Origin of the sequence: Arthrobacter flavus (assembly GCF_039526005.1) — a bacterium.
GTDB lineage: Bacteria > Actinomycetota > Actinomycetes > Actinomycetales > Micrococcaceae > Arthrobacter_D > Arthrobacter_D flavus.
Map to the genome: position 1 here is coordinate 13,078 of NZ_BAAAIJ010000013.1, position 25,914 is coordinate 38,991.

General features: G+C 60.2%; 18 protein-coding genes. 9 read left to right on the top strand and 9 right to left on the bottom strand.

Annotated features, from left to right (window positions below; genetic code table 11):
• Positions 1-530 precede the first annotated feature (530 nt).
• From ABD059_RS04980 to ABD059_RS05005, 5 genes are all read right to left on the bottom strand, one after another.
• Positions 531-755: an integrase core domain-containing protein gene (locus tag ABD059_RS04980; RefSeq protein ID WP_377959605.1), complete on the bottom strand. Its 225-nt coding sequence runs from the start codon at positions 753-755 to the stop codon at positions 531-533.
• A 195-nt stretch (positions 756-950) separates the two neighbouring features.
• Positions 951-1,433, bottom strand: a complete 483-nt coding sequence (locus ABD059_RS17725; RefSeq protein WP_377959575.1) for an IS3 family transposase — start codon at positions 1,431-1,433, stop codon at positions 951-953.
• Positions 1,434-1,905: 472 nt separating this feature from the next.
• Complete coding sequence (locus ABD059_RS04995; RefSeq protein WP_343878218.1) at positions 1,906-4,455, bottom strand: DEAD/DEAH box helicase; 2,550 nt, start codon at positions 4,453-4,455, stop codon at positions 1,906-1,908.
• The gene (locus tag ABD059_RS05000) at positions 4,452-6,347 is read right to left on the bottom strand and encodes a site-specific DNA-methyltransferase (RefSeq protein WP_343878219.1); all 1,896 of its coding nucleotides are present in this window, start codon (positions 6,345-6,347) and stop codon (positions 4,452-4,454) included. The genes ABD059_RS04995 and ABD059_RS05000 overlap by 4 nt, the downstream gene beginning before the upstream one ends.
• Positions 6,348-6,474: 127 nt before the next feature.
• Positions 6,475-7,395 carry a hypothetical protein gene (locus ABD059_RS05005; protein ID WP_343878220.1) on the bottom strand — a complete coding sequence of 307 codons (921 nt, stop codon included), beginning with the start codon at positions 7,393-7,395 and terminating at the stop codon, positions 6,475-6,477.
• Between the two features lie 418 nt (positions 7,396-7,813).
• On the opposite strand from ABD059_RS05005, the gene ABD059_RS05010 reads away from it, so the two are divergent.
• The 4 genes from ABD059_RS05010 to ABD059_RS05025 all read left to right on the top strand — a co-directional run bounded on the left by ABD059_RS05010 (position 7,814) and on the right by ABD059_RS05025 (position 12,949).
• Positions 7,814-9,337 carry an AAA family ATPase gene (locus tag ABD059_RS05010; protein ID WP_343878221.1) on the top strand — a complete coding sequence of 508 codons (1,524 nt, stop codon included), beginning with the start codon at positions 7,814-7,816 and terminating at the stop codon, positions 9,335-9,337.
• Positions 9,330-9,971, top strand: a complete 642-nt coding sequence (locus tag ABD059_RS05015; RefSeq protein WP_343878222.1) for an HNH endonuclease — start codon at positions 9,330-9,332, stop codon at positions 9,969-9,971. Before ABD059_RS05010 ends, ABD059_RS05015 begins: the two co-directional genes overlap by 8 nt.
• A gap of 1,085 nt (positions 9,972-11,056) precedes the next feature.
• Positions 11,057-12,340 carry a M20 family metallo-hydrolase gene (locus ABD059_RS05020; protein WP_343878223.1) on the top strand — a complete coding sequence of 428 codons (1,284 nt, stop codon included), beginning with the start codon at positions 11,057-11,059 and terminating at the stop codon, positions 12,338-12,340.
• A gap of 276 nt (positions 12,341-12,616) precedes the next feature.
• Positions 12,617-12,949 carry a hypothetical protein gene (locus ABD059_RS05025; RefSeq protein ID WP_343878224.1) on the top strand — a complete coding sequence of 111 codons (333 nt, stop codon included), beginning with the start codon at positions 12,617-12,619 and terminating at the stop codon, positions 12,947-12,949.
• A gap of 530 nt (positions 12,950-13,479) precedes the next feature.
• Here ABD059_RS05025 and ABD059_RS05030 read toward each other — a convergent pair.
• Genes ABD059_RS05030 through ABD059_RS05040 form a run of 3 tightly spaced genes read right to left on the bottom strand, consistent with a single transcriptional unit; the run spans position 13,480 to position 17,764 of the window.
• The gene (locus ABD059_RS05030; RefSeq protein ID WP_343878225.1) at positions 13,480-14,748 is read right to left on the bottom strand and encodes an ArgE/DapE family deacylase; all 1,269 of its coding nucleotides are present in this window, start codon (positions 14,746-14,748) and stop codon (positions 13,480-13,482) included.
• A 2-nt stretch (positions 14,749-14,750) separates the two neighbouring features.
• A complete protein-coding gene (locus tag ABD059_RS05035; RefSeq protein ID WP_343878226.1) occupies positions 14,751-16,076 on the bottom strand; it encodes an MFS transporter in 1,326 nt (441 codons plus the stop codon).
• A gap of 2 nt (positions 16,077-16,078) precedes the next feature.
• Complete coding sequence (locus tag ABD059_RS05040; RefSeq protein WP_343878227.1) at positions 16,079-17,764, bottom strand: amidohydrolase; 1,686 nt, start codon at positions 17,762-17,764, stop codon at positions 16,079-16,081.
• A gap of 121 nt (positions 17,765-17,885) precedes the next feature.
• On the opposite strand from ABD059_RS05040, the gene ABD059_RS05045 reads away from it, so the two are divergent.
• Positions 17,886-19,079 carry a PucR family transcriptional regulator gene (locus tag ABD059_RS05045; protein ID WP_343878229.1) on the top strand — a complete coding sequence of 398 codons (1,194 nt, stop codon included), beginning with the start codon at positions 17,886-17,888 and terminating at the stop codon, positions 19,077-19,079.
• On the opposite strand, the gene ABD059_RS05050 is transcribed toward ABD059_RS05045, so the two are convergent.
• Positions 19,076-20,680, bottom strand: a complete 1,605-nt coding sequence (locus ABD059_RS05050; protein WP_343878230.1) for a serine hydrolase domain-containing protein — start codon at positions 20,678-20,680, stop codon at positions 19,076-19,078. The genes ABD059_RS05045 and ABD059_RS05050 overlap by 4 nt on opposite strands.
• A 210-nt stretch (positions 20,681-20,890) precedes the next feature.
• Between ABD059_RS05050 and ABD059_RS05055 the strand changes: the two genes are divergently transcribed.
• The 4 genes from ABD059_RS05055 to ABD059_RS05070 are packed head-to-tail and all read left to right on the top strand — an operon-like array spanning position 20,891 to position 25,910.
• Complete coding sequence (locus tag ABD059_RS05055; protein WP_343878231.1) at positions 20,891-22,033, top strand: extracellular solute-binding protein; 1,143 nt, start codon at positions 20,891-20,893, stop codon at positions 22,031-22,033.
• A gap of 50 nt (positions 22,034-22,083) precedes the next feature.
• Positions 22,084-23,187 (top strand): ABC transporter ATP-binding protein, encoded by a 1,104-nt coding sequence (locus tag ABD059_RS05060; RefSeq protein ID WP_343878232.1) that lies wholly within the window; start codon positions 22,084-22,086, stop codon positions 23,185-23,187.
• A gap of 14 nt (positions 23,188-23,201) precedes the next feature.
• The gene (locus tag ABD059_RS05065; RefSeq protein WP_377959607.1) at positions 23,202-24,995 is read left to right on the top strand and encodes an ABC transporter permease; all 1,794 of its coding nucleotides are present in this window, start codon (positions 23,202-23,204) and stop codon (positions 24,993-24,995) included.
• 24 nt (positions 24,996-25,019) lie between these two features.
• A complete protein-coding gene (locus tag ABD059_RS05070) occupies positions 25,020-25,910 on the top strand; it encodes a glycerophosphodiester phosphodiesterase family protein (protein ID WP_343878236.1) in 891 nt (296 codons plus the stop codon).
• The last annotated feature ends 4 nt before the right edge of the window (positions 25,911-25,914 follow it).

Here is a 25,914-nt window from a genome sequence, read left to right on the forward strand (position 1 = left end):
GAAGAAGCAGACCTTGGTGGCCGCCTCCCTTCAGGACAGTGCGTGTGCCTGGCTCCGGTACGCCGGGACGGGTACCTGACCCAGACGTAGACCCGACGTGACGCGGGAAAGTCCTACACAGGATTTGTCGGCAGATCCAGCTGAGCCTCGGTGAGCATGATGGGCTCTTGGCGCATCACCGGGTCCTCGATCAACCCATCCAATAGCCGAGGGTACTACTTTGCGTATCGCTTATTTTGGCCCGTGATTTGACCGTCGCTCAAGCTCCTGGGACGGCGGCATCCCTTACGCTAGAAGCTGCGCCGACACTTACCCTTTGCGAGACTCCAATTTCAGGACGGCTTCATGGAACTTAGCTGCGGCGATTCCAGTCGGATAAGCGGCGAGATGGCTGACCGTTACAGAGTCGGTCTCATGAACCATCAGTGAGCAAAATCGAACCGAGAGGTATCTGGGCGCTCGCCGTTGCAAGGAATTCTTCCCAGGGCCCAACCAACCCCTAGGAATTGCGCAGTCAACCGACCCGGGAATCATGCCGCCTGTTTGTTGGCGGTGGCGTCGGGTGACGCGCCGGTTTGTAGATCATAATGTGTTTGCTCGTATTCCTCTGGCGTCTGGTGATTCAGGGCGGAATGCAAGCGTTCGTTGTTATACCAATGAACCCATTCGAAGACGATTGCCTGCGCGTCGGGTTCGGTCTTCAAAGCTCTACTGCGGAATGTTGAACCCTTCGCGACGGCCTCGTTCTTGAACAGCCCAACACCGTCTCAGCGGCGGCGTTGTGGTACGCGTCACCGACGCTTCCGATCGAGGGCTGCAAGCCCTCCAGGGCCAGGGTGTCGGTGTAACGGATCGAGGTGTATCGGCGTCCTGCATCGGAGTGATGGATCAGCCCCGCCGCGGCCGGCCGGCCGGTGTGGTGACGGCGCCACGGTTTACGCCGGGTTCGTCTACGTGGCCTTGGTCATTGACCTGTATTCCCGGGCGATCGTCGGCTGGGAAACCTCGACCGTGAAAGACACAGCGTTCGTGGAACAGTGCCTGCGGATGGCGTTGTGCGGGACGTAAGTGAAATCAGTGACCCAGACCTGGTTCGGCGTCAGGGCGGTGAAGTCCCTGTTGAGCAGGTCCCCGGCGCGGCGGCCGTCCTTCCCAGGGATCGTGGTGCGCATCTTGCGTCCCTTGGTCAACCCGTTCATGCCCTCTTCGCGCATCAGCCGGTCAACGGTGTGTTTGGATGCTTCCGGGAGACCGTTGCGACGCAGCCACTGCGTCATCTTCCTCCGCCCGTAAAGGACCTCGGGCCGTGGACAGCCTTTCGCGTCGGGGACGTTCAAAGCTCGTAGGGCATCGGTGAGGCGGGCGTCTTCAAGGGTGCGCAACGCTGGCAGGCGTGTCTTCCACGCAGGGTAGGCTTGTGCGGCGACCTGCACGTCCTGATCTCGCAGGACGGCGCAGATCGACTCGACAGCGTAACCAAGGGCGCGTATGTCGTCGATGAATCGGCAGATCAGCGGCGGCGAGGGTCGAGTTCCCTGAGCTTAAGAAAATCGACGCCTGTTTGAGGATCTCGTTGGACTCCTTCAGATCCCGCGCCTCGGCCCGGAGCCGCTTGATTTCCTCCAGTTCCTCACTGCTCGGACCGGTCTTTTTACCGGCGTCAATCTGAGCCTGGACCACCCAACGACGCAGCGATTCAGCACCGACCCCAGCTTCGGCGCTAAAGCCTTACAGGCCGTATAAACAGAGGGATATTCGGGCAACCGATCCACTGTCATGCGCACTGCACGATCATGGACTTCGGGAGGAAACTGCCTGAGCTTAGTCACTATCTTTCTCACAGAAGATAGCAGCATCAAACCCGGGACGGTTCACTTCAACAAACCCCGGGCGGTTCACACCGCCTTACCCGAGGCGCTTGAGAGCGTCCCATGATCCGTTGACCTGTTTGATGTCAGAGGAGGATACCAGCACGTAGGACCACTTCTCTTCTCGTGTCTGGACCTCTTTCAAACCGTTGACATAGTTCACCCATTTGCGGGCCGCGTGACGTTTGGCTTGAACATCTTCCGCCAGCATTTGGTTGTCAGCCTTTACCTCAAGCAAGATCCGCACACCCTTGTCTTCGGCGACTAGAAAGTCCGGGTTGTATAGCTGTCCTGATCCCCAGGCGATGGTGAGATCACCTACAGCGAGCCTCATCCACCACTGCACTTCCTTCGCCTCATCTGCGATGAGGGCCAGCGCCCTTTCTGGTTCTGAATCGAACCAGTCGGCGGACATACGTGATTTAGCCCATCCCTCATAGGCTGTTGTCTTACTGAAGCTGCCGCGGCGATCATCTGACATGACTCTGGTCCCAAGGTTTCTGCTGGGGGCGAGTTTGGCGAATCCGATCTGCTCTTCATAGCCGATGCCAGGTGTGACTTTGCGTTGCTCTGCTTGAATCAGACGCGCGAGGCGGACAGCTGCTCGACCGCCGAAGGCTGATAGCAGGGTTGGAGCTTGATCGCCCAAGCCCTCGATGAGGGCGTCAACAAGACGTCCAGCATTCGCTTTCTCAACTGACCTCGATGCAGAAGAACTATCGACCATCGGCAGATCCATGACGTGCGATATCAAAGCAATTCGGGAGAGTTCGAGGGGGAGGTCGAGAGTTGGTTTTGAGCTGATGGCGTCTGCGGCTGTTACTTGTCTCGTTTCTGAGCGCCACACACCATCCGGCCCCTGTACACGAACCGCAGTAAGGCGTATCCGGCGCAGCTCATCGTCGGGGTTGGATCTTAAGGATTTTCCGAGCTCGACAAAGACTGCATCTGTCGTAATGTCCGACAGACTGAACTTCTTAGCGACTGGTCGCTGGGTGATTTTGGGCAGGATGATCTCTGGATCGGCTAATTGCAGAGTGATCGGAGTACGAGATATTTTCTCGGTTTCGGCTGTGCCAGCTGTCTCACGCGCATCTACCTCCGAGATTAGGAAGCTACCGATGTTGGCGTCAGGTGTGGCGGCTGGATCTTGACCAGCAGCGTTAGGGTCGACGGATTCGCTCTGGTTTTGAGTGTCGGAGGGAGAAGGTGAGACTGCCCGGCCCGTTTCTTCGGTTACTGTCCGGACCACAATTTCATTGTTCTGATCGGTTGTTACGATTGTTCGTGTCCGGAAGGAGACAAGTTCTTCATTCAGCACGCCAGCGCGGTCGAGTAGTGCGGCGAACCTTTCATGCGCAAGAACTTCGAGCGTGTCGAGCATCTCAACGCCCGTGTATTTACCGTAGGGGAGCCTGAGTCCGCGGCCCAGCACCTGTTCAGTGAGAACGTTGGACAGGGAGGGTTGTGTGGAGAGCAGTACGTAGACGCTTTTGACGTCCCAACCCTCCTTGAGCATGGCTACGCTGACGACGACGCGGATGGGTGACGTGGGTAAATCGACTCGCGATAGTTTGCCCCACATGTCGGGTTCTTTGTCCTCGGTGACGGATGAATCGACCTGCAGTACTGCGTGGGCGTAGGCACCGTCACGGAAGTCGTCGGAGCGAAGGTACTCGGCGAGCTCGTCTGCTTCTGCCGTGTTTCTCGCGACAACCAGCATAAACGGATTGACCGCTGATGTTGTCGGGTTCTGCGCGAGGTAGGCGTCCTGTGCGGTCCGCTTAACCTCAAGAAGTGTGATGCCGTCATTGAGAGCCGTGTTGGTGTCTGTGCGATCGTCTTTTCGCCCAACAATGACGGGCGTTTTTACGAACTTGTCTGCGATCGCAGCGGACAGTGGGTACTTGTAGATGATGTGGTCCGCAGGCGTCTTGCTGCTGGGGGTCGCGGTAAGGCCCACGATGGCGCGTGGAATTAGCCCGCGAACGGCGTCGGAGAATTTTTCGCCGTAGTAGAGGTGGTGTTCGTCAGCTAGAACGACGAGATCGTCGGCGTTAACCAGCCACTCGTAGAACTCGGCCCCCAAGCCTTCTGTGAAGGTTCGGGTACGGCGGTTCACTTTGGTTGTGGGCTGGATCAACGTCTGTACGGTCAGAACGTAGACCTTGACGATTGTTGAGTCGTCCATGATCGACGCCATCTCAGGGGTGTCGAAGTTCTCGCTGGTGACGAGGACCGTCTTAACGCCCAGTAGGTTGGTCAGATCTCTAGGGGACCCAGGGGTGAAGTTAGCGATCGTCTTGGTGAGGATTGTTCGGCCTGGGACAACGATGACGAAGTTGTTCCATCCTCGGGACTGCGCGAGGTAGTCGATTGTTGCCGCGAGGACGTAGGTCTTACCGACACCGGTAGCTGAATCGACGACGCCTTCGAAAGGTGTTGACCGCCCTAGACGATCGATGTGATCCGATATGGCAGTGGCTATGTCTTCCACGGCTTCGGCATTGGGTTGCCGCAACTGCATTTGGTGCTTGATGAGCGCCAGCAGGTCGTGGTCGATGTTGAGTTCCCCGGACTCACTCACTCTGATTCCTCACTGTTGTGGTCGCCAAACCAGTTGAGACCGCTGGAACGACGATTGGCACGTCGATACGACGAGATGATGGATGCCGGTATTTTGACCAGGCGTGACCCCCGAAGGGCCTGCTTGATGTAGGTCTGCGCGTCAGGATCTACTCCTGTTGCGTAGATTTCGATGAGTTCCCCGGGATCAAGGGAGGAAAGAAGGTAATCGACGAACTCCTGGTTGACGAACCCGTCGACCACAGCGAGGCGTACATCTCCTCGCCTGCCTGCGAAGGGAGGAGTCACCTCGAAGGTGAAGTCGAACTGTGCTGCGACTGCTTCACCGAGTTGATCACCGACCGCCCAACGCGAAAGGTAGACGTCGTCGTCGTCGACGGTGAACATGGACGGGCCTACGTCGAGGACGCGGAAACCTCCGCCTCCGCCCCATCGATCCTCAGCGACCATCTGGGTTTTAAGGCTGTCCCGAAAAACTTTGAGAGTGGCTTTGAAAGCATCACTAGCAGTGCCTTCGATGGAGCCGCTAGCGACGACAGCGTTTAGGGCCCGCAGAGCGTCGTAGGCGTTCTGCGGGGTTACGGAATCTGGCAGTACCCCCACGGCTTCCCTGAAAGAGGCTGTGCTGACCCCGCCTCGATCCGTGCCGTCCACCACCCGTGTGAGTCTGGGCATGGTGAATCGTTCGATGGTTGCGGCTTCCCACTCAACAGTCACCCATCGCCGGCCCATTTTGTGGGCGACAGCTGCAGTGGTGCCGCTGCCGGCAAAGCAGTCGAGAACGATGTCGCCTGCATCGGACCCGATGTAAATGATTCGTTCCATCAGACGTTCGGGCTTCGGCGTGTCGAAGGCATTTCCGGTGGGGAACAGTTTTTTGATTTCCGCCTTGCCTTCTTGGCTGTGACCCACGTCGGCAGTCCGCCACAGCGTCTCTGGTGGACGAGTCGTTGATTCGTCTGCGTACTGGCGGAGGTAGGGCTGCAGACCGTTGCCCTTATCAAGCCAGTCCACTTCGTCTTTGCGTTCGAGGTACGTGGACTCTTGCCACCGCCAGTTACCCTCTGTTCCATTGGGTTTGATGGGCCAGACTGTCTCGCCGTTCGGGGCCTCGATGCCGTACCAGAGGTTTTGTCGGTCTGCCCGTGCTGAGTTCTTTCCCCACTTCCGCAAGGGGTCGCTGCGGTACGGTCGGCCTTCGTCGTCGATGTGTCGGAACTGTTCGGGATTGGGCGCGATGACGAAAGGATTGGGTCGCCATCCCGGGGATTTCGAGTACACCAGGATGGAATCTTGACTGATAGAAAACTGCTTGGCGTCCATGCGCGGGCTGTAAACTTTCTCCCACGAAATGTCACCGACGAAGTTGCCGGGTCCGAAGACTTCGTCCATGACGACACGTGCGCGGTGCACCTCAACGTGATCCAAATGGAGCCACACTGACCCGTCTGGCGCGAGTAGATCCTTGATCTGCCGTAGCCGATCGCGCATCATAGTCAACCAGACACTGTGCTCGAGTGCGTCTTCGTAGTGAGTGAAGGCTTGGCCTGTGTTAAAGGGCGGATCGAGATACGCCAGCTTGACCTTGCCGGTGTACTCCTTTGAGAATTCGGGCAGGTTACCCAGTGCGGTGAGAGCGTGCAGGGCGTCACCTCGGATGAGGAGGTTGTCTTGGGCCCTGTCGTTCTTGCCGTGAACTTTCCCTACCGTTTCTACATCGTGCAGGAGGCGGACCTCACTGGTTCGGTAGTCGCCTGGGGTGGTCCATTCGTAGCCACCCCCCAATTTGGAGAGTAGCCGCATGTGCTTGTTCGTCCAGGTCAGCTCTAGGCGTCCTTTAGGGCCCTCGTATTCCACCACGTTGACTATCAACCTCTTCTCAAGGGCAACCATTGCCCCCCCCGAAGTCTATAGTCCGCAATAGTGAATCAAGCCGCTGATGTGTCCTTCTTGCGTCTGCGCTGCGAGCTACTTCAAGGGCGGAGGTATCGCGTCCAGATCGATTGTCGGGTCTGTTGCCTTAGGGCTGACGGGCATCAAGGTGGCGTTGCTTAGCCAGATCTAGGTGAGAGGCGAAGTGGGGTGCTGTAGCCGCGTTGTGCGAGGGGCAATTGAGGCCCAGCAGCCTGGACACTGCTTGTTCAGTATGAGGGGTGAGCGACGGCCGAACCTGGGTGATGTGTCCCGTGTGATCTACGGCGACGTAGCCCCATTCGAACAGGGCATCACATCCCAGATTGCACACAAGCATTGCAACGGCCTCGAAGTCTCTTCTTTCGGCTTCGCTGCAGCGCGAACGAGGCTTGATATGCGCAGCGATGAGGAGGTTTGCAGGCAGGTCTCTACTGCACAGCGAGCAAAGTGCTGATCTTCTGCCGGCTATCAGATGATGACGAAGATCCTGTTGCTCCGCACGTGCCTTCCCGAATCGCACGATGTCTGAGTCGTCACCATCCCAGAAGCTTGGGGGACGTCCCAGCCAACTGCCATCTGGGTCAGGGATGACCAGGTGGAGCCGATCTAATAGTTTGTGCCCGTCCTGGGCTGAGACACGCGACAGAAACTTCCCCTGAGCTGCGCCCCTGCCGTCTGACTTGAGAGGCCCGTGCTGACCAAGAGCAATGATGGAGCCGAGTTCCTTGTAACCCATATTGATGTCCTTCCTCAACGGCTCAACGAGAACGAGCCACCCGTTTTCTCCTTCACCCGGACGAGGAGGATATTCGGGAGGACGTGGATGAGCGACTGCCGGGACTGTCACCGTGCTCACGGCCCGTAAGGCCCCATCTTTATAGTGAAGTATGACGTCGCCACGGCGCAGGTCGTGGATGAGTCGACGTGCTTCATCAATCTTTCTTTCGGGCCGTGGGCAGGTCCACAGCGTCTTGCTGAGGATGACCTGCTCGTAGTTCGTGGCTTGGTTGGCAAAGTAGTATTCCACGGTCCAAGCACACCACAGCGCCTCCACATGGTCTGATGTCGACCCACGCATAGGGCGGACTATTTTCTCGACGTTTTGACTGCGATATCGCGGTGGACCTGGTAACGCCGCACCGCAGGAGGATCCATCACAAAGAGGGGGCCCTACACCCTTGAGGATGCTTACCGCACTTCTGATTCCTTCGATAGCGAAGACAAGCAGGTCGGGGATCATCCAGCTTTGGTCAGACAGCTGCTATAGCTCACGCACGAGGGCTTCCGTAGTTCGACTAGGCTCAAGCTGACTGAAACCAGCCATAAGGTATCGACACCAACTCAACGAGTCTTTGGGGAGGCAGTCCCACGTCCCTTAGCTTAGGTCCCAACCTCCAATTTAGAGTCCAAACGTAGAACCAAAGGCCTAGTATTAGAATTTAGCTATGGACTTGAATGAGGTTGAATCACGTGCACGGCAGCTCCTGGCGGCGATGCTTCAGTTTGAGGGCCACATTAATCTATACCAAATTCTAAGTGTGATCGACGATTACGACGAAAGTTGGCACACGGATCCAGTGCAGGTGCGCCTGAATATGCGCGCGCTTGAGCTTCTCACAAAGCTGAAGTACGCAGATGTGATGCAGGGCGGATATGCGCATAATGCAACCACTCTGGGGCGCCGAGTCGCGGAAGTTGGATGGCCGACGAAGTTGGCTGCAGATTGGCTTGACGAATGGGTCGAACACGAGCAGATGCTAGAGGCCCTCAACGAAAGGCGCGAGTCGTCAGAGAACGCTGTCAGCAGGCTCGTTGTTAGCAATTGGCGACAATTCTCCAATGTAGACATAATTTTCCATCCCCGGCTGACAATCTTGACCGGAGCAAATGGTGCTGGTAAAACCACATTGCTAAACATTCTCGGGCCTCACTTCGACTGGGCTGGGCAGCTACTCACCCAAAAACCCCGAAAGGAGTCGTCGCATACCGCTATAGATGTGGGGCAACTCCTATACTCGAACGGCACAAGATCACCAATACTTCAGCACCTGACCACAGGGGTCCAGAATTCGCCCCTATCGATCACCCACATGCAACAGGTCCCCGGCCTATTCATTAACTCCCATCGTTCGATTAGTGCTTATCAACGTTTGGAGAGTCTTCCCGCCCGATTCTCCGAATACGAGGTATTGCAACAAGATTTTGCATCTGAGATTCAAATTCGTTACTCAGGGGGCAGCTCGGAGCATTCACCGTTGTACCGAATGAAAGAGGCTTTGGTGGCAGCGGCAATGTTCGCTTACGGCAACCAAGCAGTTCGTCCCAACGCCTCAGCTAAGGAAGTTTGGGAGGGATACCAGGAAGTACTTCGGCGATTTTTACCTGCGTCTCTGCAGTTTGAACGATTCGAAGTAGAAGACTCCGAGTTAATACTGGTGACGGGGACGGAGAGCTTCCCCCTCGAAGCCGTTTCAGGTGGCATCAGCGCGATGCTCGAACTTTCCTGGCAGATTTTTCTTCGTCAAAGGAATCAAGCTTCGTTTTCTGTCTGCATTGATGAGCCCGAAAATCACCTACATCCTGAGCTTCAGAGGTCAATCGTTCCATCTTTACTCGCGGGGTTCCCCGCAGTTACCTTCATTATCGCGACCCATAGCCCTTTTGTTGTCACATCAACGCCGGATGCCTTCGTATACGCGCTCGGTGCGGAGGAAGACGGTCGGATTAGCTCTCGCATAGTGAGCGACATCAATACATCAGCTACGCCTGATGAAACTCTCATGTCTGTACTCGGGCTAGATACGGCTCTGCCGCTATGGGCAGAATCTCGCCTGAGTCAGCTAATGGACACACTTTCGGCGTCACCGTCTGTTGCGGAGCTACGCGGTTTTCGTGACCAGCTCGAGGAACTAGGTCTCGACCGACAGTTTCCTGCTGCGGTTCGTTCCTTAGGTCCCAGTAGTGATTGAAATTGTAAAGGGAGGAGCACCAAAGTGGATAATGTCGAACCAAGACCGGAAAACTGCTGAGTACATAGCGGCACCTGCAGCTAGTAAGCCCTCGCCATGGCGTGCAGATGAGGTAGTCGTTGCGTTGAAGGTAGAATGTTCGAAGAAGTGTATGTACTGCGAAAGTTTCATAGATGACACTTCATATTCTGCCGTCGAACACATCCGGCCCAAAAAGATCTTCGAGAACTTGGTCCTTGAATGGACCAATTTGGGTCTAACATGTTCGAGGTGCAATACGAACAAGGGCAGCTATTGGTCTGAAAATTTGAGTTTGCAGCTGCTAAACCCCTACCGGGATGCAATAGAACAGCACCTCGCGTTCCGCGGCCCACTGACAGTGGCCACGCTGGACAGTTCGCGGGGGGAGAATACCGTCAGGAAGCTTCGGCTGAATTCCCGCGAAGATTTGTTGATTTCCCGAATGAGACGTATTGAAGAGTTGCACAGCAAGTTGAGAATTTGGCATTCTGAGCTAAATCCAGAGCTTAAAGAACTATACGCAGAAGACGTTTCGTCTGCGGTCGCAAGGGAGCGCGAGTATTCGGGTGTTCTTCGAGCTTATGCCCTCGAGGCAGGGTTCCCGGTTGGCTAGGTAAGGTCACCGGATCGACGCCGGTGGAACCACAAAGATCTCGAGGATCCGGGTTACCAGTTGCGTTTTTTGGTGCCCTGACCATCTGGATCACTCAGACTCTTCCTGAAGGGTTTGAAAACGTGTGGCGCCTCGTATCCGGCTGGGCCGCGCCGGCGTCGCAGGTGCGGCACCATTGGCTTCTACGAACCCGGTGAGAATAGAGCCTATTCAGTCGTGTGTGCTCGCGGCAGCGGATCATGGGTTTCCGCACACTGTCCACCAAATCTAAGTACTCTGCGTATTCTTCAGCGGTCCACCAGGTCTTCGACGGCCACCCCACAGATTTGGCAACTTCCTGCTCCATGATCAGGGGAGGTCGGAAGTGGTCTTGCAGGGTTTCTCCCGCTGAAAATTAGAGGAGCTTGGTAAAGAATGCGGGTCCGAGACCTTCAGGTATGCGGCGTCGGATTTACAGAGGCCTCGGTATCCAGTGCTTGCTGATCCCATCGGTCCTTGGGTGGACTTGATCCCCTGGACCAGCCGATCTCCTGCTTCAGGGTGACGCAACGGACCTATGCGCCGGTAGAGATCCCGCGACTTGTTACCCGCACCCCATGAGTAAACGGCATAGAAATCAATGGCATCGGAAGCGGTTTCGATTTCCTGCCCGAGCGAACAGATCTTTACGATTAAGTCGTTTCGTCCACGTCCATGTAACTCTCCGATCAGCAAAATTGCGGGGTATTTGCCGCATTGCGAGCTCCCACTTCGAGAGCCAGTGACGAGTATTGAACCTGAATCCTCGGGCCAGCAGCTCGTTTTCGTCGGGGACCCCCGTTGGCAGTCATGAGCTCAACTACTTGGCCGGCGGTCTTGCGGACTCTCGCCACGAAAATGCTCCTAGGTGATGGATGCTGGCGAGCGGAGTATTTAGCTTGCTACAGGAGACGCCCAGAGAGTTTTGTTTCCTCGGCTGGGTCGACACGACTAGGTTGTGCACCCACACAACGCTTGAAAGGCAAGCGGTTGACGATGCTCAATGCCCCCGAGACAGTCCCCTGCGACGATTGAATGAACGTCCATTTAGTCAAAGGATCAGCAAAATGAGCAACGGCGCCGTACCTGAAACCAACCCCTCCCAATTCGATAAGGCCGATGCAGCGTTCCTTGGAGACTTCGCGACGCTAAGCACCTTCGGAGCTACGGCCGGGGGAGGAGTGGACCGACAGGCAGGATCTAGAGCAGATGGGGAACAGCGCTCCTGGTTCACCCAACTACTAACTGATAACGGATTCACCGTTAGCTTCGACCAGATCGGCAACCAGTTCGGGTTGCTGGAACTCGAAGTCGGCAAGCCCTACGTCGTCGTCGGATCTCACCTCGATTCCCAGCCCACAGCCGGCCGCTACGACGGTGCTTATGGCGTCCTTGCCGCGGCACACGCCGCGTTCCGCCTTGCTGCCGAATGGCAGGCGGCAGGCCTCAGCCCCCGCTACAACCTTGCGGTCGTGAACTGGTTCAACGAAGAGGGATCCCGCTTTAAGCCGTCGATGATGGGCAGTTCCGTCTACACCGGGAAGATGACTGTCGACGCGGCACTGGCCACCACCGATCCGGCTGGAATCACCGTTCGTGAGGCGCTGGCATCCACCGACGCACTCGGTGAGGGCTCTGGGCCGAAGGCCGCCTACTGTTCTGAGATCCATATCGAACAGGGACGCAGCATGGAACGCGATGGCATCGCTATCGGAGTCGTCGATTCCAACTGGGCTGCCAATAAGTACGAGTTCGTGGTCCACGGAGAGCAGGCCCACACCGGTTCCACTGTCATCGCTGACCGCCATGACGCGATCCTCGGCGCTTCACTACTTGTCGTCGCGGCACGGAAGATCGCCGATCACTTCCCTGACGGCGCCGTCCACACTTCGGTTGGTCAGTTGGACGTCTATCCCAACTCGCCCGTCGTCGTCCCCTCGCGCGTCAACCTGCTGCTGGACCTACGCTCCGCTGATGAGGCTCTGCTTCAGGAAGCTGACCGGATGCTGCACGAGCGGATCGAGCAGATCGAACGCTCCGCCCAGGTCGAGGTCGAGAAGGTGGGTTCCCACTGCTGGCCGGTTACGCCCTACCAAGCAGAAGGCGTCGCCCTCGCGGAGAAGATTGTCGCCAACCGCGGCGTCAGCCACGCTCGGGTGAAGACCCTGGCCGGGCACGATTCCACCAACATGAAAGACATCGTTCCGACGGTCATGCTTTTCGTCCCGTCGGTCGAGGGCATCTCCCACAATGAACACGAGTACACCACCGACCAAGACATCGTCACCGGACTGCACGTCCTAACCGACGTTGTGCGGAGCCTGTGCGAGGGCGAACTCGACCTCTTGTAAAGTCAGCCCAGCCCGAGTTGGCCGGGAAGAATAGGTATCGATGAGCCAACGTCAGCCTGCCGTCAAACTTGTCGGCCACAGAAAACCCGGTAGATCAATTTCCTGATTCGAGGCTACGGCGGGCCAAAGAGGACTAGCTTCAGCTCGATGTCTGGTGAGAACCAATCGATACCCTAGGAGTTTGGGCTATTGAACGAGGTTGGCTCATCCGTCTAAATTGGCTATAGTCAAGGCGCCCCAATTACGTTCAACTTTTTTGTGAGAAAGACCGTTCCGATGAAGAAGTCGATTATCTGCTTAGGTGGATTATCACTGGTCCTGAGTATGGCCGCCTGTAGCGTGGAGCGCTTGACCACTGCAGACACATGTATCGAATTGAGTGCATTGAACGTGGAATCTTTGAGCCTGGAATCGCTGCCTTCGCCTGAACAGGCGGACCGGTTTGAAGAGCTTTCAGCGAGGTCGTCTGAGATCTTATCAGACGAGCTCCAACTCTTGGCTGCGATAGGCAAAAAATCTTCCGACGAGCGGGAGCGAATCTTCCTGATAGATTCCCAATACGAGGCTGTCGAGCAGGCGGTCGCAACAGTGAGCAACGCATGTCAGTAAAAGCCATTGGCGTCCTAAGATCGTTTCGAGCCAGACCTGTCTGCCTTGCTCTAATCTTGGCAACTGGTTTTGGTCTCGCTGCGTGCTCGTTAGCCGAGGAGCCCTCAGATGCTTTAATCGAGGGGCCCCAGCGTCCCGTGCTTGGAATATGTGAAGTCACGGGAACCGCGCAAGAGTGTGCAGAGAGGCTCACCGAGATTTATTTAGAAGCCGATGATGCGTACGAGAATCTAGCGGCACCAACTGACCAACAAACTCAGGCTATTCAGCGAATGGTAGCAGCGGCCGAACTGTATTCCACGAAGTGTCGCTCGCTAAATGTGAGAGCGGGCGCCGAGGTAAACATATCCAATGGTTGCGATAGTGCCATAGGCGATATAGTCCAAGCTCTATCAGCAGTGCAGTAGCCCAAGGTGCGGGAGCGACTTCGGGGGTTTGCAAAGTCGAGCGAACGAAAATTGGGCGGTCCCTGCTTGTCATTTGCTAGCCAAGCAAACCGTTCGGATGTCGGCCTCGCGCCGCTCAAAGACCTACCGGGTCTCCGTTACCCCGCACCACTCAGCGATGAACAAGGCAATAGTCTTCGTGACCTTCCGGACCGACTCGACGTGCACCCGCTCATCGAACCCGTGGATCGCCTCGGACACCGGCCCGTAGACCAGCGCCGGAATCCCGCCGTAGAGAGTGAACACCCGACCATCCAGGTAGCCCGGCGTCGTGAAGGACTCCAACGCCGACCCGAACACTTCCTGATGCGACGACGCGAGGACACCCTCGGCGTCGGACCCCTCCTCCAGCACGTACCCCTCGGAGAAGAAGCCGCTGCGCACCGCCGACACCTCGGCACCGGACGTCGAGTCCCGGAGGCAAGCCTCGATCTGTGACCACGCGTCGGCCGCTGTTACCCCGGGATACAGTGCCGCCCGCACATCGAACTCGCACCAGGACGGCACACTCGACGGCCAGTCGCCGCCGGAGATCATCCCGATGTTGAAGTTGATCGGATGCTCCAGGTCCTCGAAGTACCGGTGGCTGCCCTTGTCGGCATTCCACTTGTCCTGCAGCTCCCGCAGATCGCCCATCACCGTGTACGCGGCGTCGATCGCGTTGAACCCGGTCGCCATTTCCCGCACATGGGTCGGCTTCCCGGAGACGCGCACCTTGAACCAGATCACTCCCACGTTGGCTCGCACCAGCATGTTCTCTTCTGGCTCGGGAATGACCACGGCCTCAGCCGTGTACCCGCGCTGCAGCGCGGCCAGCGACCCGTTGCCCGTGCACTCTTCCTCCACCACCGACTGCATGTGAATCACAGCCGCCGGAGCGAGCCCGGCAGCGCGCAACGCATCGAACGCGAACAGGTTCGCGGCCAGCCCGGCCTTCATATCGCCGGACCCCCGCCCATACATCCAGCCGTCCTTGATCTCGGCGTCCCACGGACTCCGCGACCAGGTGTCTTCCGGCCCGGTGGGGACGACGTCGATGTGCCCGTTGAGGATCAGTGACCGCCCAGTGGCGGGACCGGCAGGTGTGTACGTGCCGACCACGTTGGTGAGGTCCTCAAACGCGACGGTCGTCGGCCCGTAACCGACATGCGCGGACAGGGTTTCCTCGTCCAGCTGCCACCGGTCCATGGCCAGCCCGCGGGCTTCCATCTGCGTGAACATCAGGTCCTGCGCGCTGGCTTCCTCGGCCCGGAGCGACGGGTGCCGCACCAGCTCGGCGGTGAACTCGAGCTGACGGTCGAACGCGGCGTCGACGGCGTCGGTAATCCGTTTCGTGATTTCTGGAGTCAACATGACTACTGCACAATCGCTTTGTCTTTGACGCGGAGCTTCTCACCGAAGAACCCGCCGGCCGCCGTAATCAGCGACACGGCCATCAGCAGCAGCGACGCGGTCCACGAACCGCCACCTGAGACACCCAGCAGCGCCACAGCAATCAGCGGGAGGAACCCGCTCAACGCACCGGCCAGGTTGTAGCCCAGCGCCACACCGCTGTACCGCAGGTGGGGTGGGAACATCTCGGTCAGCAGCGCACCGGTGACGGCGTAGGCCAGGGAGACCAGGGCAATACCGATAGTCACGGCGAGGATGATGGCCGCAGGGTTGCGGGTATCGATCATCCAGAACAGCGGGAACGCGCCCGCCGCCGTCGCCAATCCGCCGAAGAAGGTCATCCGACCCGGACCAATCTTCTCGCTGATCCTGCCCACCAGCAGAACGACGCCGATCTGCACGACGGCCGCCACCAGGGTGGCGTTCACCATCAGCTGGCGGTCCATGCCCAGGGTGGTGGTGCCGTAGCTGATCACAAAGGTGGTCATCACGTAGAACCCGCCGACGCCCAGGAACGCTGCGGCGATGGCGACGAGCAGCCGGCCCCAGGCCTGCTTGAACACGTCAACGGCGGGGATCTTGGCGCGCTCTTCGAGCTTGACCAGTTCACGGAAAATCGGGGATTCCTCGACCTGCAACCTGATGTACAGGGCGATCAGCAGCAGCGGGAACGCGGCCAGGAACGGCAGGCGCCAGCCCCACGCGTCGAACGCCTCGGAGGGCAGGAGCAGCACCAGGGCAAACGCGCCCGAGGACATCAGCGTGCCGACCGGCGAACCGACCTGCACCAGCGCCGCGTACCTGCCGCGCTTCTCGATCGGGGCGTGCTCGACGGCGATCGTCATGGCACCACCCCACTCGCCACCGACGGCGAGACCCTGCATCAGCCGCAGGACCGCCAGCATGATGGGGGCCGCAAGGCCGATGCTGCCGAAGTCCGGCAGGAACCCGATCAGACCGGTAGCCACACCGATCATCACGATGGTGATCAGGAGGGCCGGTCTGCGGCCCACCCGGTCGCCGATGTACCCGAAGAGCACCGCACCGATCGGACGGGCGGCGAAGCCGACGCCGAAGGTCGCGAACGCTGCAAGAGTCGCCGCCGTGGGGTCGAGCTCGGTGAAGAACAGCCGGTTGAACACGATCGCTGCCGCGGTGCCGAACAGGAAGTAGTCGTACCATTCCAGCGCGGTGCCAACGAAGGCGGCGCGGGCAATCTTGCCCGCGTCCTTGCCGCTGACTACCGGAATGTCCGGCTTCTCATCCTGGGTTGCCTCATGTGGTTGCATGCTCAAACTTCCTGCTTCTGAGTGGTGGGAACGTGCTCTTGCGAATGGACGGTTTCAAGGGTGTCGAGGTAGTCCTGGCCGAAGACGCCGACGCCGTCGATCACCGTCGCGAGGACGGTGATAGCGCCGATCTGCTCGGGTGGGACGTCGGCGGGGTGGTCGGAGAGGAGGACAAAGTCGGCTAGTTTTCCGGTTTCCAGGGTGCCGCGGTGGGCTTCGTCGCCGGCCATCCACGCGGTGTCAACGGTATAGGCGCGCAAGGCGGTCTCGGCGTCGACCCGTTCCTCCGGGCCGAGCACCGCTCCGCCGGAGGTCTGCCGCAGCACCATCGACTGCATGCCGAGCAGCGGAGCGCCGGACGCTACCGGCCGGTCGGAGCTGCCGGGCACGCGCACCCCCTGGTCCAGGAAGGAGCGGTGCCGGTAGACCCACGGTTCGCGGTCGACGCCGACGGCCGCGGCCATCGTGTCACCCACCTCGTAGAGGAAGTGGGGTTGCGGGACGGGGGTGACGTTCAGGGTGGCGAACCGGGCCAGCTGGTCCGGCCTGACAATCCCGGCGTGTTCAATCCGGTGCCGGACGTCGGCGCGGGGGCGTTCGTTCTGCGCCACCTCGAAGGCATCGAGGGCGACGTCGACGGCGGCATCCCCGATCGCGTGCGCTGCCACCGTCCAGCCGGACACATGGGCGTTGATGATGCGGCGGGTGAGTTCGTCGATGGAGAGCTGGAAGCTGCCGGTGGAATGGTCGTGGTCGCAGAACGCTTCGGTGACGGCTGCGGTCCGGCCGATCAACGAGCCGTCAACGAAGATCTTCATCGCCCCCAGCCGGATCCGGTCATCGCCAAACCCGGTGGTGAGCCCCAGATCCAGGCCGAAGCTGATGCGGTCCTCCTCCGCGGAGTCCAGCGGGTGCAGGGCGTCGCTGGCAGCCATCAGCTGCACCCGGGTGTTCAAGGTGCCCCGGCGTCGGGCCTCGGTGTAGGCGGCGAGTTCCACCGGGCTGCGGCCAATCCAGCCCGACCCGATGCCCGCCTCGGTGACGTGGGCCAGACCCTCGGAAGCATAGACGGCGCTCGCGGCGCCGATCGCGTCAGCGAGATCCGCGATGGGGTAGGGGACCACGAGAGACGAGACCAGCTTCTGGGCCTGCTCCTCCAGCAGCCCGGTGGGTCCGGCGTCGTCGGTGGCGACCACGCCGCCCTCGGGGGTTTCAACTGAACGGTCCAGGACGCCCGCCCGGTCCAACACCTCGGTGTTCACCGTGCACATGTGGCCGGAGCGGTGCTTGAGCCACACGGGGCGGCCGGGCGCGGCGGCGTCGAGCCCATCCCGGTGTGGGTGGGCGCCGAGCACGGTGTCGTCGTAGCCGGAGCCGATCACCCAGGCGCCGTCGTCGAGCCCCCCAGCGAACTCGGTGACCGCGGCGTACAGCTCGTCGAGAGTCGTGCACCCGGAGAGATCCAATTCGCTCAGGGACTGTCCAAACCACGCCATGTGGTTGTGTGAATCGCCAAACCCGGGGACGACGACGGCGCCAGCACAGTCGAGCGTGCGGCGCGCCGGGAGGTCAATGATGTCCTCATCGAAGCCGAGGATGCGGCCGTTCAGAACACCCATCGAAGTAGCGGTGGGAGAGGCATCGGCCAGCGTGAACAGGCTGGCATTGACGAGCTTTAGATCAAGCATCAATATCCAAGGGCTAGAGGGCATAGTGCCGGGAGGAGTGAAATGGCTTACTCAATGGTGGTCTGGATCACGTTGCCACACAATGGGTGATCACCTTCACCCATCCGGCTAGAATGGGCACATGCCCAATGTTGAGCCCTCTGCGCCTGAAAGGGCGCCCATGCGGTCAGTCGTGTCCGATGTTGTTGCTGACTGTCTCGCTGACATCGACAGCATTACCGACCAGTTTCTGCTGGATGTCCGGGAGATTGAGGGGTACGCCGGGTCGACTGTCGACGGCCAGGATCTGCGGGATACCGCCGTCGCCTCCCTCGAACTCCTTCTCCGCCTGGTGGGAGAGTTGCCGCTACCCGAGCGGCTGACGGGAGTGTCTGATTCCCTGGGGCATCGACGCGCACGGCAGGGTGTGCCACTCGAATCGCTGCTGAAGGCGGTCCGCATGGACTTCCGGTTGTTGTGGGTGGCGATGCTGGAGAAGGTGCCCGCGGCGTCCTTGCCTGACTTCACCAAGGATGCGGTGCGGGTCTGGGAAGCGGTCGAGTTTCACACCATCCGTGTTCACGCTGGCTATCTGGATGAGCTCGCCAGCATGGCGCAGGCCAAGGAGCAGCAACGCGCCTTCCTGCTGTCCCGGCTTTTGACCAGTGATGGGAAGGACGCCCAACTGTTGGGACAGGCGGCCCGCGCGCTTGGGGTGGATCCGGAGAGCCAGTTCATTGTCGCTGTCGCCGCCGATCACGCGCAGCAGGCGTTCCGGAACCGGGCGATGGCGGCCGGCGTCGGGCAGCACCTCCACGAGCGCGAAGGTGCGCTGATCCTGATCCTTGAGGACCTGCCGGCCCGGTCAGGGAAGGACCCGGCAGGGACCCGACCCTGGTTGGATCAACAGGGTTGCTTCCTCGCCCCGCCTGCCCGATCGCTCGCGGAGGTTCCGTTGATGCTGCGCATTGCCCTGCAGTCAGTCGAAGCGTTGACGCCCGAGTCATCGGGACGACAAACGATCCGCGACACCTGGGGGCACGTGGCCGCTGCCCAGCTGGGCGAGTTCGGCCCGGTGTTGGCCCAGACCGTGTTGGGGCCGCTGTCAGCGATTTCCGACCATGAACGCGACCGGCTGATCGAGACGCTGCAGTCCTACTTCAGCTCCGGGTCGGTCTCCGATACCGCCAAGGAGCTCTACTGCCACCGCAATACGGTCCTGAACCGGCTGGCCCGGTTTGAACAGCTCACCGGATACAGTCCCAACAAGCCGGTGGACGCCGCCGCGGTGCTGGCTGCGCTGAGTTGTCAGGCGCCAGTCGGGGAGTCCAGCTAGGCCGGTTTCGGTGTGATCCGTGGGTGAGTCCCGCTCGCCTCCCGGTGCCGCTTCGTGCTGGCGAGGAGTAGCCACACTGTGCGCGGGACCGGCCACAGGATCGCCAGCGCCAGCGCAGGGACCAGGGAGACGCCGACGTCGGGGAACTGGCGGATGATGACGAAGAGGTGAGTGTCGAACTGGGTCGGGGCGTAGGCGAGGCATAGCCACAGGGTGAACCCGTCGAGGGTGAGCGCCGCGGCAGCCCAGGCCAGCAGGGTCTGCGGTGTCCGGGTAGCTGCCCTCCCGCCGCGCCGAAGCAGCCGAAGCGTCAGCCCCAGGCTGAGCAGCTGGGCCAACAGCAGTCCGAGTGCGACCGCCCAGCTGGAGCGTTGCAACCAGTCCTCCTGCACCACGGCGGGTACCGGTGCCTGGCCGTGGATGATCCGCAGGAGATTGCTGTCGATCGCTTTCAGCCGTGACGGCGCTGCGGTGTCATTGCCATTGATCACCAGTGCGAGGCCCAGACCGTCGGACGGAACCATCGCGAGGAAGGTGTGGCTGTTGCCCCATTCGCCCTGATGCTCCAGAAGCCTGGGCAGGGTCCGCTCCGGGGGTGTGGGTGCTGTGGGATCGGTGGACTCCACCAGCGGCCTGGTGAACCAGCCCATGGCGTAGCGCGTGGATCCGCTGGTCCGTGCCCGGGGCTCGAACATCGTCTCAATACTTTCGGGCTGCAGGATCTGGGTGTCGCCGTACCGGCCGTCGTCGAGCAGGGCGATCAGTTGGCGGCTGAGATCCTCAGCCGATGAGTACAGGGTGGAGGACGGCATGCCGGTGGTCGGGGCGGGAGTGTCAGTTTGGCGCCACCAGCTGCCAAACCACAGGGAGTACCCTTCTGCTGCGTTGTCTGCCCGGGCTTTATCCCGGGTCGGATGACTGTTATCCAAGGCCAGCGGGTCGAAGACGTGTTGCTCCAGGTAGTCGCCGAAGGGCTGGCCGGTGACCTCCTGGACCAGGACGCCCAGGATGTTGAAGTTGGCGCTGGCATACCTGAACCGTGCACCCGGTTCGCTGGCGAGCGGGGAGTCCGCAAGGTCCCGCACCCCGTCTTCGAGCGCGTCAAGACCCTGGGCGTCGGAGTATTCGAAGGCGGTATGCCTCGAGGCCATCCCGCTGGTCTGATGGAGCAGGTGGCGGACGGTGATCGTTGGTGACCTGTTGTCGTCGAGCGTGAACCACGGCAGGTAGGTCTGCACCGGCTCATCCAGTCGTAACCGGCCAGCCTCGACCTGCTGCATGACGGCAATGGCGGTGAAGGTCTTGCTGGTGGACGCCAACAGCACCGGGGTCTGTGGGGTCATGGGCCCTCCGGAGCGATCGGCGTGGCCGAAGGCGGCGGTGTGGACCAGCACTCCATCCTTGACGACGGCGATCGCTGCGCCTGGGATGCCCAGGTCCTGGATCTGCTCCTGAAGGTAGGCATCCAGCTCGGCGTACACCTGCTCTTGGGTCGCGGGTCGCATGGATGCTGCAGCTGCCGGTGGGGGAGCGCTTCCGAGGAATCCGGCGGCCACAAAGCACAACACGAGGCACATTGACGACCAGATTGGTCTCCGCATGCCCGCACCTGCACTTCGGTTGCCCGTCTTTTTACGGTATGGCTGGGCTAGAGGGAAAACAAGAGGTCGAGAGTCGGCGCCCCGCCCTTCATGGACCGTTTGCTACCCGTTCACCCAAAAGTATGGTGACAGTCACATTTCCATGGTTACTATGTATGCGCATACATTTCTCGTTCCTTCGTTTGTCGGGGCATGATGTATGCGCATACATTGACTGAACTTCTTCACGCCAAAACCCTCGGGTCCCGGCTTGTCTTCTACGAATGGAACGCAACGATGAGCAAAGCTGCTTTTTCCTGGTCCAAGGCTGCGGTGCTGACTGCCTCGGTACTTCTCCTGACTGCGTGTGGGGCGGGTGACGATTCCGGAGAAGCCGGAGCCTCACGCGAAGACACCACCCTGATTGTCTACTCCAACTCGGTCAGCGACGGACGCGGCGAATGGCTCGCCGACCGGGCGGAAACCGAAGGCTTCAACATCGAACTGGTCGATCTGGGCGCCGGTGACATCCAGAACCGGCTGATCGCCGAGAAGGGCAACCCCGCGGCCGACGTCGCCTTCGGCCCCACCAATGTTCAGTTTGAGACCCTCAAGGAAGCCGCAGTACTCGAGAACTACACGCCCGAGTGGGCGAGCGAGGTCGAAGAGTACGTGGCAGGTGGCGAGGACGGAGCATTCTGGCCGATCGTCCGCGAACCCATCATGCTCATCCACAACACCGAGGCCTACCCCGCCGGTGAAGGCCCCCAGAGCTGGCCCGACCTGTGGGAAAACGAAAAGTTCCACGGCAAATACGAAACCCAGACCGTCCTGGGCGGTGGCACCACCCGCATGGTGATCACCGGCATCCTGGCTCCCTACTTTGATGAGAACGGGAAGCTCGGGGTGAGCGATGAGGGCTGGACAGCTATCGAAGAGTTCTTTGCCAACGGCAACCCGTCAATCGAAGGAACCGACCTGTTCGCACGCATGGCCAACGGTGAGGTGGACGCCGGTCAGATGTGGCTCGCCGGCAAGTTCAGCCGCGAAGAAGAGTACGGAATCACCACCGAGGCCGCCAACCCCGAGACCGGGGTCCCCTTCGTCTACCAGAACATCGGTCTGGTAGCTGGCAGCGAGAACCAGGAAATATCACAGGAGTTCATCGACTGGTTCGGCTCCGCCGAGGTCCAGGCTGCCTGGTCCCAGGAGTTCTTCACCGCACCGACCAACGCCGCTGCCATCGAGGACGCCAACACTGAGGCTGTCGAAGCCACCAGCGCCTTCACCGAACAGGACATCGATTGGGCCGTCGTCGCCGAAAACGTCGACGCCTGGATGGAAGAAATTGAACTGAACTACATCAAGCTCTAACCCCTCGACCTCGCCGTCGGCGCCGTTCTACCCGAAAAGGAGAAAATCCTATGATTACCTACTCCGACGTCGAGGTCCGCTTTCAAGACTTCCTCGCACTGCCCCAGTTCAACCTGACGGTCCAGGAGGGCGAATTCTTCACCCTCCTGGGCCCGTCCGGCTGCGGTAAAACCACTGCGCTGCGCACCCTGGCCGGACTCATCGCCCCCTCGCAAGGCTCCATCTCCATTGCTGGCAAAGACGTAACCCGTCTGCGCAGTGACCAGCGCGAGCTGGGCATGGTCTTCCAGAACTACGCGCTGTTCCCCTCCATGAGCGTCTTCGAAAATATCGCCTTCGGGCTCAGGGCCAAACGCACGCCGAAGGCTGAGGTGAACGACGCCGTCGCGCAGATCGCCCGCGAGGTGGATCTCACGCCCGAACAACTTCAGAAGAACGTCGCCGAGCTCTCCGGCGGCCAGCAGCAGCGGGTCGCCATCGCGCGGTCCCTGGTGCTGCGGCCAAAAATCCTGCTGCTGGACGAACCGCTATCCAACCTGGACGCGAAACTGCGCCAGCAGCTCCGCGTCCAGCTGAAAGACCTGCAGCGTCAGTTCGGCATCACCACCGTCTACGTCACGCATGACCAGGACGAAGCCCTCTCCATGTCGGACCGGATCGCAGTGCTCAACAAGGGGCGGATCGAGCAGGTAGGAACCCCCCACGAGATCTACGTCCGATCGGCCACCGAGTTTGTCTGCACCTTCATCGGCGACGTCAACCGGCTTACTCCCCAGCTGGTGAAACGCCTCGCTGCGGCGCCAGGCTCCCAGTTGCAGCCCGACGCCGTCACCTACCTCCGCACCGAGCGGGTGACAATCGTTCCCGACGAGGCAGGGGTCTCCGCCTACACCATCGGCGGAACCATCAAGGAACGCTCCTATCAGGGCACCAGCTCCACCTACTCAGTGGATTGCGGCGACAACGGAATGCTGCGAACCATCATGCGGGAGGACGACACTGACTACCGGACAGGGGATTGGGTGACACTCTCCTTGCACCCCGATCACCTCCTGCAATACCCCGACGGCGATCAGGCCGGCCCTGAGTCCGGTCTGCAGGGAACAGGGAAACAGGCAGCCGAAGAATCCGATGGACAGGCAGTCCTCCGGTGACCAACGTGCGCCAGATGCTGCGCAACCCGCTCTTCCTGGTCCTGACCCTGTTCCTGACCTGGTTCATCTTCACGTTCCTCCTGATGCCGAACTTCGCGATCCTGCGGTCGGTGTTCGTCTCGCCCGAGGGAGGCCTGACCTTTCGATCGGTCGAGCGTCTCCTGTCCTCCGAACGAGCCGTTGACGCGCTGCGCAACAGCTTTGTCCTCGCCGTCGTCCTCTCGGTCACGGTCAACATCGTGGGCATCTTCATCGTCCTGGTCACCCGGTTCTATGACATCAAGGGTGGGCGCATCCTGTGGCTCGGCTACGCGACAACCCTCATCTACGGGGGAGTGGTCCTGGTCGCCGGGTACAAAACGGTGTATGGGCCGAACGGTGTCATCACCCAGGTGATCGGATCAGTGATGCCGGGCATTGACCCGCAGTGGTTCTCCGGCATGCTCGCCGTGATCTTCGTGATGACCATTTCGTCCACCGGCTACCACCTGCTGTTCATGTCTGCAGCAATCGCCCGGGTGGATTACCAGACGGTTGAGGCCGCCCGGATGATGGGCGGGTCCGACTGGGCCGTGCTGCGCCGGGTGGTGCTGCCGATGCTGAAGCCAATCATCTTTGCGATCACCATCCTGACCTTCCTCGCCGGACTGGCCGCGCTCGCCGCCCCACAGATTCTCGGCGGCGGCGAGTTCCAGACCATCACTCCGATGATCCTGGCCTTCGCCAACAGCCCAACCTCACGGGACCTGGCGGCCACCCTGGCCATCATCCTGGGCATCTCCACGATCGCCCTGCTGGCGCTGATGAACCGCTTCGAGAAGGGCGGCGTGTACTTCTCCGTCTCCAAGGTGCCCGTGGCCCTGCAGAAGCAGAAAATCCAGAACCGTACCGCCAACATCGTGGTGCATGTGGTGGCCTACGCCCTGTTCCTGATCTACGTGCTGCCGCCAGCACTGATCGTGCTGTTCTCCTTCACCGACTCCCGCTCCATCAACTCCGGGACCATCAGCCTGGACAGCTTCACCCTGGAGAACTACATCAACGTGCTCACGGAGGAGCGCGGCTACCGGCCGTTCCTGGTCAGCATCGGCTACGGTGCGGTGACCGCCGTCGTCGTCATTGTCCTGATGCTGTTCACCGCGCGGATGATCCAGCGGTATAGGAACAAGCTGACGATTGTCATGGAGTACCTGCTGCACATCCCCTGGATCCTGCCGACCACCATGATTGCGCTGGGCCTGATCCTGACCTTCGACCACGCCCAACCTCTGGTGGGTGGTCAGGTTCTTACCGGAACGGTCGGGATCCTCGCCATCGCGTACGTGATCGTGAAGATACCCTTCACGTTCAGGTTGCTGAAGGCGGCGTTCGCCGGGGTCCCCGACAACGTCGAGGATGCCGCAGCAATTCTTGGCGCCGGCTCAATGTATACCTTCCGCAGGGTCCTGGTTCCGCTGGTGTTGCCGGCGGCTGCGGCCATCACCGCGCTGAACTTCAATAGCCTGCTGGACGACTACGACACCGCGGTGTTCCTCTCGCACCCGATCTATCAGCCGTTGGGTGTGGTGATCCGTAACGCCACCACCGGGGACCAGATCAACGACACCACCGCGCTGACCTTCGTCTACACGGTGCTGCTGATGATCATCTCCACCTTCACCATGTGGCTGGTGTACGGGCGGAAGTCATCAAGTGACCGGGCCAACAAGCGTGCCCGGAAGGCTGCCGCCAGGTCTCAGGATCCGGCGTCGACGTCGACGGTGGAACCCGCCGACAAGGCACCCGTTCGCAACGACAGCTTGCCCTGATCCATTCACTACCTAAGGACGTCCATGTTCGGGCAAGACCAGTTCCACTCCATCAACTCGCTCCTCAACAACAGGTTCGCCGAGAAGAACCCCCTGGTGGCCGTGCACCGCGGGACAGGGCTAGGCATGATCATCGAGAACACCTCGCATGCTGTGACGGCTGCGCTCCGCAGCGGCGCCGACATGGTGGAAATCGACGTCGTCCAATCCACCGACGGCGATTTCTACGTCTTCCATGACGGCACGGAACCCGAGAACTTCGGGATCGATCACCTCATCACCACCCTCAGTACGGTCGAGGTTGACGAGCTGGTCTACACCCAGAAGACCGCCGCGCCTCGGGTCCACGTCGAGAAACTTGAGCACACCCTGACCTCTTTCCCCGAGGTGTTGTTCAATATCGATCGCTCCTGGTTCTACTGGGACCTGCTGCTGCCCTGGCTTGACCGGTTCGACATGGCCGAGCAGCTCATCCTCAAAGCTCCACCGACGCAGACGGCGATGCATCTCCTCCGCGCCCACCCGGTGAAGTATCCGCTGGTGGCCATCGTCTCCAGCCGGGAACAGCTGACAGCGGTGCTCGAGGACCCAGAGATCAATCTGGTCGGCGTCGAACTGATTGCCGACAGTCCAGCCCACGAGTTCTGCGATCCGGCGGTGGCGAAGGCCTTCCAGGACCGGGGGCTGCTGGTGTACCTGAATGCGTTGAACCTCAGCGACGGAAGCGTGCTGATGGCGGGGTGGGATGACAACCTCTCGGTGACCGGCAACCCGGATGACGGCTGGGGGCGCCTCGCCGGTCTTGGCGCCGACGTCATTCAGACAGACTGGCCTGCGCTGCTGAACGCTTATCTTGGCCGGGATATCCGCGGACTAAGCTGGCTCTCAAGTACACACTCAATGCAGCGGAGCTAGCGGT

What these genes read in the sequence shown, in the direction of transcription:
- ABD059_RS05000 (WP_343878219.1), bottom strand. Translation starts at nt 6,347, where the DNA reads ATGGTTGCCCTTGAGAAGAGGTTGATAGTCAACGTGGTGGAATACGAG.
- ABD059_RS05010 (WP_343878221.1), top strand. Translation starts at nt 7,814, where the DNA reads ATGGACTTGAATGAGGTTGAATCACGTGCACGGCAGCTCCTGGCGGCG.
- ABD059_RS05020 (WP_343878223.1), top strand. Translation starts at nt 11,057, where the DNA reads ATGAGCAACGGCGCCGTACCTGAAACCAACCCCTCCCAATTCGATAAG.
- ABD059_RS05025 (WP_343878224.1), top strand. Translation starts at nt 12,617, where the DNA reads ATGAAGAAGTCGATTATCTGCTTAGGTGGATTATCACTGGTCCTGAGT.
- ABD059_RS05030 (WP_343878225.1), bottom strand. Translation starts at nt 14,748, where the DNA reads ATGTTGACTCCAGAAATCACGAAACGGATTACCGACGCCGTCGACGCC.
- ABD059_RS05035 (WP_343878226.1), bottom strand. Translation starts at nt 16,076, where the DNA reads ATGCAACCACATGAGGCAACCCAGGATGAGAAGCCGGACATTCCGGTA.
- ABD059_RS05040 (WP_343878227.1), bottom strand. Translation starts at nt 17,764, where the DNA reads ATGCTTGATCTAAAGCTCGTCAATGCCAGCCTGTTCACGCTGGCCGAT.
- ABD059_RS05045 (WP_343878229.1), top strand. Translation starts at nt 17,886, where the DNA reads ATGCCCAATGTTGAGCCCTCTGCGCCTGAAAGGGCGCCCATGCGGTCA.
- ABD059_RS05050 (WP_343878230.1), bottom strand. Translation starts at nt 20,680, where the DNA reads ATGCGGAGACCAATCTGGTCGTCAATGTGCCTCGTGTTGTGCTTTGTG.
- ABD059_RS05060 (WP_343878232.1), top strand. Translation starts at nt 22,084, where the DNA reads ATGATTACCTACTCCGACGTCGAGGTCCGCTTTCAAGACTTCCTCGCA.
- ABD059_RS05065 (WP_377959607.1), top strand. Translation starts at nt 23,202, where the DNA reads ATGCTGCGCAACCCGCTCTTCCTGGTCCTGACCCTGTTCCTGACCTGG.
- ABD059_RS05070 (WP_343878236.1), top strand. Translation starts at nt 25,020, where the DNA reads ATGTTCGGGCAAGACCAGTTCCACTCCATCAACTCGCTCCTCAACAAC.